The sequence below is a fragment of the Halomicrobium katesii DSM 19301 genome (assembly GCF_000379085.1).
GTDB lineage: Archaea > Halobacteriota > Halobacteria > Halobacteriales > Haloarculaceae > Halomicrobium > Halomicrobium katesii.
This window is the reverse complement of sequence record NZ_KB905378.1, coordinates 1,262,813-1,274,440: the sequence shown is the minus strand read 5'-3', so window position 1 is coordinate 1,274,440 and position 11,628 is coordinate 1,262,813. Positions and strand designations below refer to the sequence as shown.

Annotated in this window: 14 protein-coding genes and 1 pseudogene; 10 read left to right on the top strand and 5 right to left on the bottom strand. The window is 59.2% G+C overall.

The window, feature by feature from the left end:
- From HALKA_RS19295 to HALKA_RS0106765, 8 genes and pseudogenes are all read left to right on the top strand, one after another.
- A partial coding sequence (locus tag HALKA_RS19295; protein WP_018257275.1) for a transposase occupies nt 1-293 on the top strand: 293 nt, incomplete at its 5' end.
- Between the two features lie 23 nt (nt 294-316).
- Nucleotides 317-1,024, top strand: a pseudogene (locus HALKA_RS19290) (IS1096 element passenger TnpR family protein); the annotation flags it as partial.
- Nucleotides 1,025-1,087: 63 nt separating this feature from the next.
- Complete coding sequence (locus HALKA_RS0106790; protein ID WP_018257252.1) at nt 1,088-2,764, top strand: transposase; 1,677 nt, start codon at nt 1,088-1,090, stop codon at nt 2,762-2,764.
- A gap of 492 nt (nt 2,765-3,256) precedes the next feature.
- Nucleotides 3,257-3,766 carry a helix-turn-helix domain-containing protein gene (locus HALKA_RS20280; protein ID WP_080505802.1) on the top strand — a complete coding sequence of 170 codons (510 nt, stop codon included), beginning with the start codon at nt 3,257-3,259 and terminating at the stop codon, nt 3,764-3,766.
- Nucleotides 3,767-3,816: 50 nt separating this feature from the next.
- Nucleotides 3,817-4,068, top strand: a complete 252-nt coding sequence (locus tag HALKA_RS19285; protein WP_245545347.1) for a transposase — start codon at nt 3,817-3,819, stop codon at nt 4,066-4,068.
- Nucleotides 4,069-4,092: 24 nt separating this feature from the next.
- The gene (locus HALKA_RS0106775; protein WP_018257274.1) at nt 4,093-5,238 is read left to right on the top strand and encodes an ISH3 family transposase; all 1,146 of its coding nucleotides are present in this window, start codon (nt 4,093-4,095) and stop codon (nt 5,236-5,238) included.
- A 262-nt stretch (nt 5,239-5,500) separates the two neighbouring features.
- A complete protein-coding gene (locus HALKA_RS0106770; protein ID WP_018257273.1) occupies nt 5,501-6,184 on the top strand; it encodes a haloacid dehalogenase type II in 684 nt (227 codons plus the stop codon).
- 100 nt (nt 6,185-6,284) lie between these two features.
- Complete coding sequence (locus HALKA_RS0106765) at nt 6,285-6,500, top strand: CDGSH iron-sulfur domain-containing protein (RefSeq protein ID WP_018257272.1); 216 nt, start codon at nt 6,285-6,287, stop codon at nt 6,498-6,500.
- A 62-nt stretch (nt 6,501-6,562) separates the two neighbouring features.
- Here the strand turns inward: HALKA_RS0106765 and HALKA_RS0106760 are convergent, their stop codons facing one another.
- Together HALKA_RS0106760 and HALKA_RS0106755 are read right to left on the bottom strand one after the other, a co-directional pair.
- Nucleotides 6,563-7,585 (bottom strand): NAD(P)/FAD-dependent oxidoreductase, encoded by a 1,023-nt coding sequence (locus HALKA_RS0106760; protein ID WP_018257271.1) that lies wholly within the window; start codon nt 7,583-7,585, stop codon nt 6,563-6,565.
- A gap of 226 nt (nt 7,586-7,811) precedes the next feature.
- Nucleotides 7,812-8,360, bottom strand: coding sequence for a peroxiredoxin family protein (locus HALKA_RS0106755; protein ID WP_018257270.1), 549 nt, complete (start codon nt 8,358-8,360; stop codon nt 7,812-7,814).
- A gap of 184 nt (nt 8,361-8,544) precedes the next feature.
- On the opposite strand from HALKA_RS0106755, the gene HALKA_RS19280 reads away from it, so the two are divergent.
- Nucleotides 8,545-8,982: a DsrE family protein gene (locus HALKA_RS19280; protein ID WP_018257269.1), complete on the top strand. Its 438-nt coding sequence runs from the start codon at nt 8,545-8,547 to the stop codon at nt 8,980-8,982.
- Nucleotides 8,983-9,278: 296 nt separating this feature from the next.
- On the opposite strand, the gene HALKA_RS0106745 is transcribed toward HALKA_RS19280, so the two are convergent.
- Together HALKA_RS0106745 and HALKA_RS0106740 are read right to left on the bottom strand one after the other, a co-directional pair.
- Nucleotides 9,279-9,995 (bottom strand): NAD(P)H-hydrate epimerase, encoded by a 717-nt coding sequence (locus tag HALKA_RS0106745; protein WP_018257268.1) that lies wholly within the window; start codon nt 9,993-9,995, stop codon nt 9,279-9,281.
- 4 nt (nt 9,996-9,999) lie between these two features.
- Nucleotides 10,000-10,206: a hypothetical protein gene (locus HALKA_RS0106740; RefSeq protein WP_018257267.1), complete on the bottom strand. Its 207-nt coding sequence runs from the start codon at nt 10,204-10,206 to the stop codon at nt 10,000-10,002.
- A 116-nt stretch (nt 10,207-10,322) separates the two neighbouring features.
- Between HALKA_RS0106740 and HALKA_RS0106735 the strand changes: the two genes are divergently transcribed.
- On the top strand, nt 10,323-11,276 hold the full coding sequence (locus tag HALKA_RS0106735) for a DUF3179 domain-containing protein (protein WP_018257266.1): 954 nt from the start codon (nt 10,323-10,325) through the stop codon (nt 11,274-11,276).
- Nucleotides 11,277-11,369: 93 nt separating this feature from the next.
- Here HALKA_RS0106735 and HALKA_RS21320 read toward each other — a convergent pair whose 3' ends face one another.
- A complete protein-coding gene (locus HALKA_RS21320) occupies nt 11,370-11,546 on the bottom strand; it encodes a hypothetical protein (RefSeq protein ID WP_018257265.1) in 177 nt (58 codons plus the stop codon).
- Nucleotides 11,547-11,628 lie beyond the last annotated feature (82 nt).

Genomic DNA, 11,628 nt, shown 5'->3' with positions numbered 1-11,628 from the left:
CACGGAACGCTGATGATCCGAAAGACATCGAGTACAGGGTCGAAGACCGCATCGAAAAACACAGCGAGGACGTCCAGATGAAGCAATCAACGTTAGACGAGACGTATAACCGCCGTACGGGAGTAGAGCGAACCAACGAATCAGTGAAGGACTGCGGCCTCGGGCGAACGCACGCCCGAGGCCGCGTCCACGCACGAGCGCAGGTGTTTCTTGCTCTGTGCCTTCGCCTCGTCGTCGCTATCACCAACTACGAACGTGGAGACAACCCGGGAAGCACGATCATCACGGTGTGAGAAGAGTTCTATGACAGCCTCATGTCAAATACCAGTGCCCGCAGGAGTATGAGGAGTCGCTTGGTGGCGATCCGGTATTACGTACGGAACGGATCGAGAACGCAGGAGACGTGACGATCGGTGAGATGACTCGTCAGCTCGGTCTTGAACAGTACGACCGCATCTGCTATCTCTACGACTACGGCGACGAGTAGCGCTTCTACGGCATCCTGAAAGAGGCTCTCAGCGAGGAACCGAGTGACACAGAGCCAGCAGTCGTGAACGAGAAGGGCGCCCCGATCGACGCCCAGTACGAGTCGTCAGGGGTCGATGAGAGCGACCCTCCTCTGCCTGATCCACTCTATTCAGTGCTTCCAGAGACTGCTGTGCCCGTCGCGGATCTTCGTGCACTGGAGGAGTGTGATGAGATCGTTCACGTCATCCCGTTACTCAGCATCGAAACCGGGTTTGGAGCGGTCTGCGAGCGGTTCGCGATTCAGTTCGAGGAGACAGGATACGTCCTCGAAAACTTCCAGCCAGGATGGCAGATCGTCGAGGAGGTCGACGGAGCAAACAAGACCGAAGAGGAACTTCTCGCCGCGCTTGCGGACGCAGTACGCGAGTGGCACGCTGAGATCGCGGAGGTCTCGGGAGCGATGACGGGACAGCACTTCGACGAGGAGACTGTCGAAGCGATGCATGTCGAACTGGAAGCCGAACTCGAACGCAAAGGGTACGGCCACCTGTTGTAGTAGTCGTCCAGCACTCTGTCGATCTGGACGAATTCTTGTGTGCGTCCTCCTGATTCTCCCGTAGTGGCTTCGACTCCCGTCTCTCGTCGAACGGTCTTTCGAGGAATCGCTCAACGATCGTACGTCGAGTGGCCGGCGTATGAGTCGACACCACTGTACGATCGAACGTCGCTTGCGGGACTGGAATCGGATGTTCGGACGGTTTCGGGCGCGTGGTTCGCCCACGAGATCCACGACTCAATCGGGCAGTTCGTGTGTTCGCTACCGCTGGCCTACTTCAGATTCGAGTCCCACGACCGCTACTCGAAGTCGACCCGGTACGGGATGGACTCCCTCTTTCGAGTGTTCGTGCTGAAAGAGATCCACGGATGGAATCACGAGACGGCACTCGTCGAATACCTCGATAGCCACCCTGAACTTTGTAAGCAACTCGAGTTTGAGGCCGTTCCGAACCAGTCAACACTGTGGCGGAGTTGGCACGAGCGTTTCACCGCCGATTTGCGGGAAACAGTCGAGACTGCCGCACAAACGATTCTCATTACCGCTCAGAACGAAGGTGTCACTGTTCCACGTCATCCGGAGCGGAAGCCCCCACAGCGAGAGAACGAAGGCAGGGAATCCGATCCCGACGACCGGGCCGTCTTGGAACGGGCGGAACAAATAATCGACCACGTCGGCCACGTCGTCTTCCCGGTGTTCTCGTTAGACCGTGGTGAGGGCTGTGAGATTCACGAGAACGCCTACTGGGGGTTACAGACCTATCTCGGGTTGCGTGAGAATCTCGCTGCTAACGAGGGCGCTCGGAGCTTCATCCATGAGTCGACACGTGATCGGACACCGCTTGGTCACGCCCACCGCGACCAGATTCGTGACTTCTCTATCGCGGAGATCCGAGAAATGTACCGACAGGCAGTCACCCGGCTACTGGATGAGGTCGGCCGAACAGAGGAGTTCCTCCGGGCGGGAATTATCGCGATCGACATCACCGAAGCTGACCCGTTTACTGGCGATAGGACGGGCCACGAAGACGAGATCATCGGCACGAAGGAGAAGACCGACGAATACGCGTACCAGTGGGCGACGGTTCAGTTAGTCGGGAACGCTGTCCCGATTGTACTCGATGCGCGACCTGTGCGGCGGGGTGAATCACGGAAGGAGATTGTTGAGGATCTCTTGGACTCTGCTGAAGCAGCCGTTCACGTCGACAACGTCCTGATGGACCGAGAGTTCGACAGCCAACACGTTCTGGAGATGATCGGCCAGCGGGGACTGTCGTATGTCGTGCCCAAGCGGATGCAGACCAGCGAGAAAGCCCAGGCAAAGCGGTTGCTTCGACGTGATCAAGATCGGTACGAAACCGACAGGAAGCTCCACCTCGGGAAGAACGAATGGCACGAGACGACGCTGATCTACCGCCGGAAGGAGAACTCCGTGCACGACGATCACCGACAGTATTCGGTGTTCATGACGAATCGAGGGAGCGGGCACCTCACGGAGTACGGCTACCGCTGGGAAATCGAGAGTGGCTACAAATCGATCAAGCGATTCATGGCCGCGACGACCTCGAAGGATTTTGGGCTCCGGTTCTTCTACTTCGCGTTCGCCTGCCTGCTGTACTCGATCTGGCGGGCCGCCGATCTACTCGTCCAAGTCGAGGTAACTGGCGAGTATGAGCACTCACCGGTGATTACAGCGGACAACACGCTGACGCTGCTGAAGAAGGAAACTGGAATCGGGTAGAGAGACACTCTGTCTGGGTTAGCGCGCCGTCTGAGTGGCTACACTATTGGACATCTGAAAAACTTGTCCACAAGGTTGGTGGTTTGGCAAGAATGGCCGCTTGGAGAGTGATCTGGAGCAGTTTCCGCTGACCGAATCGGTCAAATTCACGCATCACAGGCCCTCTATACCCGCTGTAGTCTCAACTTCCATCGGACCCCCTTTTTGAACCGTCTTACCATTTATGGCTGGTTTAATGGTTCAAAGACAGCGTGTCATAGAACTCTTCACGTACTACAGTCAGTCTAGTTACTGTTTCAGATCGTTACCGCAGTAGAGAGGCGTGCACGCGGTGCACGTTGTTTAGAACCGTTCAGAGACCGCCGTTTTATTCTCAAATACCGATATTTCTTAGGTGGTCCGCGTGGTTCAGATCAGCTTCGGTGATTCCTACAACAACGTATTCATACGGTCATGCGAAAATATTTGCCAGCGTAGACCCAATTTGGGGTAATGGGACGGTTAGACGATATCACTCTGGAAGAACTTCAGCAACTCCGTGAACGAACCGAGGGAGAGATTCCTCGAGAACGTGTTCTTGCTGCAATCGGCCGAAAGCAGGGCGATGAACTGGAGACACTGGCTGAACGGCATGGTGTCGTAGAGAAGACGATCCGCAACTGGCTCGATCGGTTCGCTGAGGAACCGATCGAGCAAGCCCCCTATGACGATCCCAGACCAGGCCGTCCCTCGAAGCTCGACGAACACGAACGCAAACAGTTCTTTGAACAACTTCAGCAGCCACCGACCGAACTCGGCTATGAGCAACAAGCGTGGTCGCCGAAACTACTGCTTCACCACGTCAACGAAGAGTACGGAGTCGAATACAGCGAGGGCCACGCTCGGAAACTCCTCGGAAAGGCCGGGCTGTCCTGCCGGACAGCACGGCCGCGCAATCATGAGGCTGATTCAGAACAAGAAGCTGAGTTTCAACAGATGGTCGAAAAAAACGGCCGAAACTAACCGAGAAAACCGTCGTTGTCGTCGATCAGTTTACCAAGCGCGTTGGCACAGTGCAACGACATGGCTGGTACCCTATCGGGTCAAATCCAACGATAGAGACATCGAACTCCTGGGATAAGGTGACAGTGCTGGGCGCTGTCACCGACGACGGTGACAGCTTCTACTGCTGGACCGAAGAGAATCTCACCTCACAGCAAGGAATCTGGCTGCTCGGGGCGCTCCAAGAACGGTTTGGAGAAGAGTTGGTAGTGTTTCTTGACCGTGCTGGGTACTTCTACAACCAGTCGATCATATCGGATTAGAGTGAGTATCTGCTTGGAGAAGATGTGCAACAACCCCAAGCAGACAGCGAGATAGAGGAAGAGCACTTGCTTAATTTTGTCGTCAACAGTCTCGACGAGGAGCTTTTGTTAGATCTCGGCGAGAACGTCGAAGTCAGCACAGAGAAGCTCTACGAGGTCCTCGCCGGCGCCAGCGCCGGTGGGACCTCGATCAACCATGTCTGCGAAACGACCAACGACTCGCCGCACGCCAACACCGTCCGTGGCCATCTCACCGATCAGTTCGAGCTTGACTCGGTTGAGGCGGTTGGAGACACGCTTCTCCAACGAGATGCTCTTGAAACACTGCCGGATCGGCCGGTGGAGGTCGTCGCCGACCTCCACCTTGATCCCTACTACGGCGACGAAGACGAGACAGAGGCGCTGTACTCCTCGCAAGCGAAACGTGGAACGACGACGTTTCACGCATACGCCACGCTCTATGCGCGGGTACACAACAAGCGGTACACGCTAGCGGTTCGCCAGCTGGTTGCTGGCGAAACTACCAGCGATGTCCTTGCCGAGTTTCTCGAACTCCTCGACGGCCTTGACCTCGGCGTCAAGGCCGTCTACCTGGATCGCGGATTCTACAATAGCACCTGTCTCAGCCTGCTGTACGCGCACAACTACGCCTACGTCATGCCAATCGTCAAGTGGGGCAAGACGATTCAGGACGAACTCAACAGTGGCTGGAGCCGCGAGATCGAACACGATCTCGCCGGCAAGGTGACGTTCCCTGTGTTCATCGACTGCGTCTACCAGCAAGGACGATACGACGAACACGGGGTGGCGCGTCACGGCTACGCCGCTGACGCGCCGTTNATCGACACNCCACGAGATGCNCGAGAGCACTACAGCAAGCGNTTCGGCATCGAATCGAGCTACCGATTAGCCAAGCAAAGCCTCGCGTTCACCAGTTCTCAGGACGCTGGTCTGCGACTGGTGATGTTTGTAGTGAGCCTCCTGCTCCAGAACAGCTGGCGGTATCTCCACTGGATGTACGTGGCGGCGCCCCGCCGNGGGGGGCGCCGCCTCTGGCAGTGGTCATTCACGGAATTCTGTGAGATGGTGCTGCGAGCAGCCTGGACAGCGCTCGGTGTGNGCAGGACAGTTCCAGCAAACCAACCACTCGACGACCGGTTCTTCCGGTAGCTGTCCGCCGATCAGGACAGTGGTCGTGAGTGGCAACACCGTCGCGTCGGCGGCGATTTGCCGCCGACAGCGACTCCGAATTACCGAGACTCTCCGTCTGTGTCATTTTGAGAACTAACTACGCATCGAAAACGCAGATTCACGCTCTAATGGAGCGATTAGAGAGTTCTTGATGTGATCGACTGATCCTGTATCCCCTGACGGTGACATGACCGGACTTCGGCCCGGGGCATTATTATTGAGAGCCGACAGGTGACCTCACATGGCATTCGATCCAGAGCAGGTGTCGACGATCACGTTCGACTCGTACAGCACACTCGTGGACGTAGACGCTGCAGAGAAGGCACTTACAGAGCGTGTCGCGGAACCAGAGCCTGTCTCGCGGCTCTGGCGAGCCCGGTCACTCGAGTACACTTTCGTCGCGAACGCGATCGACGCGTACCAGCCGTTCTACGAGATGAACCGCGACGCGCTCCAGTACGCCCTCAATGTCTACGGTGCTGACGTCACGACCGAGGGACGTGACGAGATCCTCGCAGTCTACCACGAGCTCGATGTCTTTGACGACGTGAAGACCGGCGTCAAGCGGCTCCGGGACGGTGGATACGACTGCTACGTGGTCTCGAACGGGAACCCCGCGATGCTGGACTCGATGGTCGAACACGCCGACATCGGGGATCTCTTGGAAGATACGATTAGCGCCGACGAAGTCCGGACGTTCAAACCAGCCGCCGAGATCTACCGCCACGCCGCCGCACGAACCGGCACGCCGATCGACGAGATCGTCCACGTGACTGCGGGCTGGTTCGACGTCATGGGTGCAGATCACGCCGGGATGCAGACTGCGTGGATCGATCGTAAATCGACGCCATGGGAACCGTTTGGACCCGATCCAGATTTTACCATCGAAACTATCTCCGAACTCGCTGCGGAACTCGACGTCTGAGACAACTGGTCTCCTGACCGGTGAGGCGTCGTCGGCAAGTGGTTTCTAGGTGACACTAGTACCACCTGGTTGTTATTATCTCACACGCTTTGGTACTATTGTGTCACGGAAAATCACTCACGATGCAGAAGGACCGTACGTCATCGACGAGGACGAGCTAGAAGAACAGGGCGGAACTGTCGCCGTCTGTCGATGTGGGCTCTCAGCTAACAAACCACATTGTGACGGCTCCCATCAGGCCGTTGCTGACGAAGACGACGTCGTCTACGAGTACCAGGGCGACGACGAAGGCGAGCGAACCGTCGTCGACGAGTGAAGTCGGAGTTTCTCTTTTTGTGCTCGGTTCCGGACATATCGACTCTCACTCTCCCGTCGACCCTACTCACCGTAGGTGTGGAAGTCGACGGCCTGTTCGAGGAGTTCGTCCGGGATGTCGGGGACTTCTTCGGAGCGGACCGGACCGAGTTCCGCCAGCTGCTCCGGTTCGCGGGGGAAATCCCGCAACTGGAAGTGGACATCGATCCCGGCTTTCGCGCCCTGACCGAGTGCGACCGGGATCTGGTTGTGGCCGGGCGTGCAGTCCCCGACGGCGTAGACGTTCTCGACGGACGTCTGGCCGTGGTTGCCAACCTCGATGGTCCCGTCGTCGTTGATTTCACAGCCCAGTTCGCGCGCGAGGCCGTTGTTGTACTCCGCGCCGTACATCGCGAACCCACCTTTGTACTCCCGCACTGTGCCGTCCTCGAATTCCAACGCTTTCAGCCACCCGTCCTCGCCGTTCTGGACCCCAGACACGTCTTCGTGAAACACCTCGACCGGGTGCCGGTCGAGCATCGCAGCGGTCTCGTCGCTCCACTCGGGCTCTTCTCCTCGGGTCAGCAGATCAACATCGTCAGTGAAATTCAGCAGGATCCCGGCGACGTGGGCTGCGCTCTCGGCGTGACCCATCACGTAGGTCGACTCGTCGACGAACATGTGGGCGTCGCAGTGCAGGCAGTAGTGGAGCCCCTGTCCGGTCCGTGGAAGCGGGGGCTCCGGCCGTACGTCGTTGAATCCCGTCGCGAGGACGACCATCTCCGCCTCGTAGTCGGCGCTGTTGCCCGAGAGCCGGAATGCGCCCTCAGACGGACGGTCACACGAGGAGACCATATCGCGGTGGATGTCACAGCCGTAAGATTCGAGCTGTTCCTGTCCGATTCCAAGGAACTCCCCGCCGCTGGTCTCCTCACGGACACCGAGCAGATTGTGGACTTCCTGCATCATCGCCGCGCGTCCACCGCCGCGAGTGACGACTGCCGTGTTGTGACCTAGCCGCGTGCCGTATAGTGCTGCCGTCATACCGGCGGGGCCGCCACCGACGACGACCACCTCGTACTTGTGGACATCTGTCTCCTGACTCATACTATCGAAGAGGCGGGGGTGTACAAAATAGCTAGGCTCGCCGGAAGCCGGGTTACCTCGATCTCACAGCTAGCATTTCGGGGACGAACCACGAGGTCTCCCGCCAATTTCGTCACCAAGTCTATACGGGTCCGTGTGGCTTGCCCTCATGTTGACGGCTGTTATAATTTACCGATGATTGTTTTCCCCAATAGTGGACACCGGTGCGCAACGACACCGTTCCGTCTCAGCAGTCGACTAACGAGCAGTCGAAGACGAACGTCTCCTGAAGTGTGTCGATTTCGGCGACCAGCGTCTCGATGTCTGGGCGATCGCCTAGATCATCACCCTGGTAAGTGTAGACGATCTCAGCCTCGTCGCCGCGGGTGTCGAGGATCACGCTCTCCGGTAGTCGGCCGATCAGATCGTGGATCTCGCCGAGTTTGCCGTAGCGAGTCGGCTGGTCGTACTCGTCGGCGACATCTTTCTCGGGATCCGCCAGCAACGGGAACGGCAAATCGAACTGGGATTGCCACTCTCCAGCGCGCTCGACCGGTTCGGGGAGAATTGGTAGTACAGCGGCGTCGAGTTCTGCAAATTGCCTCGCTTCCTCGGCGAGGGTCTGGACCTGCTGTTTGCATTTCGGACAGTGGTAGTCTCGGAGAAAGAGGAGCACGGCGAAGTCGACACGGTCGACGAGCCGATCCAGCGAGAGTGGGTCCGGCCCCACCCCCACGTTGGGGAGTTCGAACTCTGGAGCCACCACCAGTTCGTCATGGGAACCAGTCGACGTCATGGCCCCAACGACGGATCGCCGGCGTTTCAACCTCCTGTAATATTGGCGTAACGTGGGTACTATTTGGATATCAGGATACACAATTGTAACGACGCACGAGCATCGAATTGTCGGTTTCCCGTGACCGGCGCACGGCCAGTTATAATTAATATATATTCGGATAGAAGTCCATTTGGATACACAGATGGGATTTCTGGATAGCATCTTCCGTGGTGGGAGTAGAGAACAGGTGACCGAGCAAACAACTGCTCGAGACGAGGAACGAAGGTACGCGGTCCTACTGAACGCGGGACCAGACAGGACACCGGTTGCGGGGAACGGGTTCAACTACGCGACCGAGCTCGCGTCCGCTGGGTACGAGGTCGAGCTCTACCTGGACGGGGAGGCGACGAAGTGGCCGGCCGCCTACGCCGAGAACCCCGACCACCCGTTCCACGACGAGTGGGGGCGGATCGTGCAGTCCGGAATCCTCGCCGGCGCCTGTGGATACTGTGCCAACGCCTTCGACGTGGCCGACGCCTACGACGACGCTGAGGCCGATCTGCTGAGCGACGCGACCGATCACGCGCCCGAGATCGCACAGCTGGCGGACGACGACTTCGAGATCCTGACCATCGGCTAATCGCGCCCCTCACAAACTATCCGCGGCCGCCCCCAAGTCGCGTAGCGTCGGGCGAGCGTCGGAGTTTGACCATTACGACTGTTCCGATGTTGACGCTCCATACGAGGACGAAGGGGCGACTACGACCAGCGAGCGGCCGAAGACGGGGCCGGTACCGAGACAGGCCAGTCCGCTGACGACCATACTCGCGCACGTCACTGTGGTTCGACCGAAGCGGTCCGCCGCCGACCCGGTCACGATGGCACCGACACTGCCGATGGTAATCGTCCCGAACGCGAGCGAGCAGTGCACACTGGCTACGCCGACAGTGCGACCCAGTATGCCTCTCCGAACGGCGTGGCGTACGGGATGTCGAGGGATTCGTAGAGTGCTTCCGGGAGCCCGATGTCGGCCAGAAAGCACTCGGCATCGATGCTCGTCAGCCCTGTCTTGGGGAGTGCGAGGGTCACGACCCGATCCGGGTGGATCACCGGGCCAGGACAGTTGCCTGTCGTCGCGTCCACCCCTGAGGGAATGTCGAGCGAGACGACGGTGGCGTCTAGTCCAGTCGTCTGCTCGACCAGGTTGCCCGCAGTCCCGTGCAGTGGTCCGTCCAGGCCGTACCCGACGAGTGCGTCGACGAGCAAACCTGGGTTTCGGTCGGCGACTGGAGCTACACCGTACTTGACCGGGACGCCCATCGCCGCGAGCGTCTCGTACTGGGTGCGGGCCGCGCCGGCGAGGTCTGCCGGGGGCCGATCGAGGACGACCGAGACCGCCACGTCGCGGTTCGCCAGGTGTCGTGCCGCGCAGAGTCCACCACCACCGTTCCCACCAGCGCCGGCGAGAACGGTCACGGACTCGGGCTTACAGTCCCGCACGTGCCAGGCGAGGGTTCGTCCGGCGTGCTCCATCATCTGAAGCAGCGAGATGCCAAAGTCGTCGACTGCGGCGTCGTCGACAGCACGCATCTCGTCGGCTGTGACAGCGGTCACGGAGTGACCTGCCGGGGTTTGGAAGGCGTCGGAGTCCATTGCGCTACTCCGGGGACCACTCGCAGGCGTCGCCGACGGTCAGATCTCGCTCGTCGATAAACGACGAGAGACAGGCGTAGTTGCAAAAATACGACGACAAGCCACAGTCGTCAGTGCACTCCCGAACGTAGATCGGATCGTGATCGAAGATCGCTGATCTGCAGCAGGCACAGGACTGGTCTCGGTCCGGTGTCTCGATGGTCGCGGACATGAGTGATCGTAGAATCCGCTGGCTTCTGAATGTTCTCCCGTGCCCAGTGCCGACAGTGGGAACGGTTATCCGAACAAGACAAAAATAGGCAGCGCTCAAAGCCACCGATACGAGCGATGGAGATCCAAGATGTTCTCCCACGAGACGCGATTCCGAGCGTCGACGACCCGTCGTTCGCTGCGTCGTACTTCGGCGAACCGGAGGACGAGGTCGTCGTCGTTGAGAGCGACAATGGGGCAGCCAGAGCCTACCCGATACGGATCCTCAGCTACCACGAGATCGTCAACGACACCGTCGACGGCCGGCCGATCGCCGTGACGTGGTGTCCGATCTGCTGGAGTGCCGTGGTCTACGACAGGCGTATTGACGGACAGACGCTGACGTTCGGCGTCTCGGGCAAGCTCGCCGACGACGCCCTGGTGCTGTACGATCAAGAGACGGATTCGGAGTGGAAACAGCCGACAGGTATGGCGATCACTGGCGAGCTCGCGGGCCGGCAACTCGAGGCGCTCTCTGCGCCGATCATCTCGTGGGAGCAGTTCCGCACGCGGTATCCCAACGGCGTCGTCCTCCAGGCGGCGAGAGGGCCTGGAGACGGTACCGAAAGCGCACTGCGGGACACGTACGACATGAACCCCTACGACCGCTACGCGGCGAGCGACGAGTTCGGTCTCTACGGGATGCGCGGGACCGGAGCGAAGCGATCGTGGGACCGGTCGGATCTCGACCCCAAGACGCTCGTCCTCGGGGTCGAACGCGGTGGCGACGCGGTCGGCTACCCACGCCCACGCGTCGCAGCGGCTGGTGGTGCCGTGACCGACACCGTTGGCGGTGACTCGATTGTCGTCGTGGCGATTGATGACGGGATGCACGCCTTCGAAGACACGGGCCTACGCTTCGAGATCCGGGACGGTGAACTCTTTGCAGACGGTGCCCCGTGGGACGTAACGACCGGTAAAAGTGACGACGGCCGCAGACTCACACGGATCCCTTCCCGCCGCCTGTTCGCGTTTGCTTGGCAAGACGCGTACGGCCCCGACTCGTTTTATGCCAGTGTTGGAGAACGTTGATTTGGCGAGGCTTCGATGTCGACGATATGGAAGGGTTCGACTTCCTTGTCATCGGTTCTGGCTCCGGTCTCGACGTGGCGAACGCGGCCGTCATCACCGCCATTCGTCAAGATCGAGTGACACTCTCGCCTGGACCCAGGCATCCTCGTACTTGTCGTCGTAGATGATGACGTGATCGCCGGCGGTAACGTACGTGTATCGGTCGTACGCGCTGGGGCTCGGGCCCTGCGTGGGATACCTGACGGCCGTGTCGGTCGATTTCGTACTCATTGGTAACACACCTTTCCTGTGTTTCTACCTACAATCCGGTTACATATAGTGTCCCGGCAACGGCAGAGTAACACGGTTACCG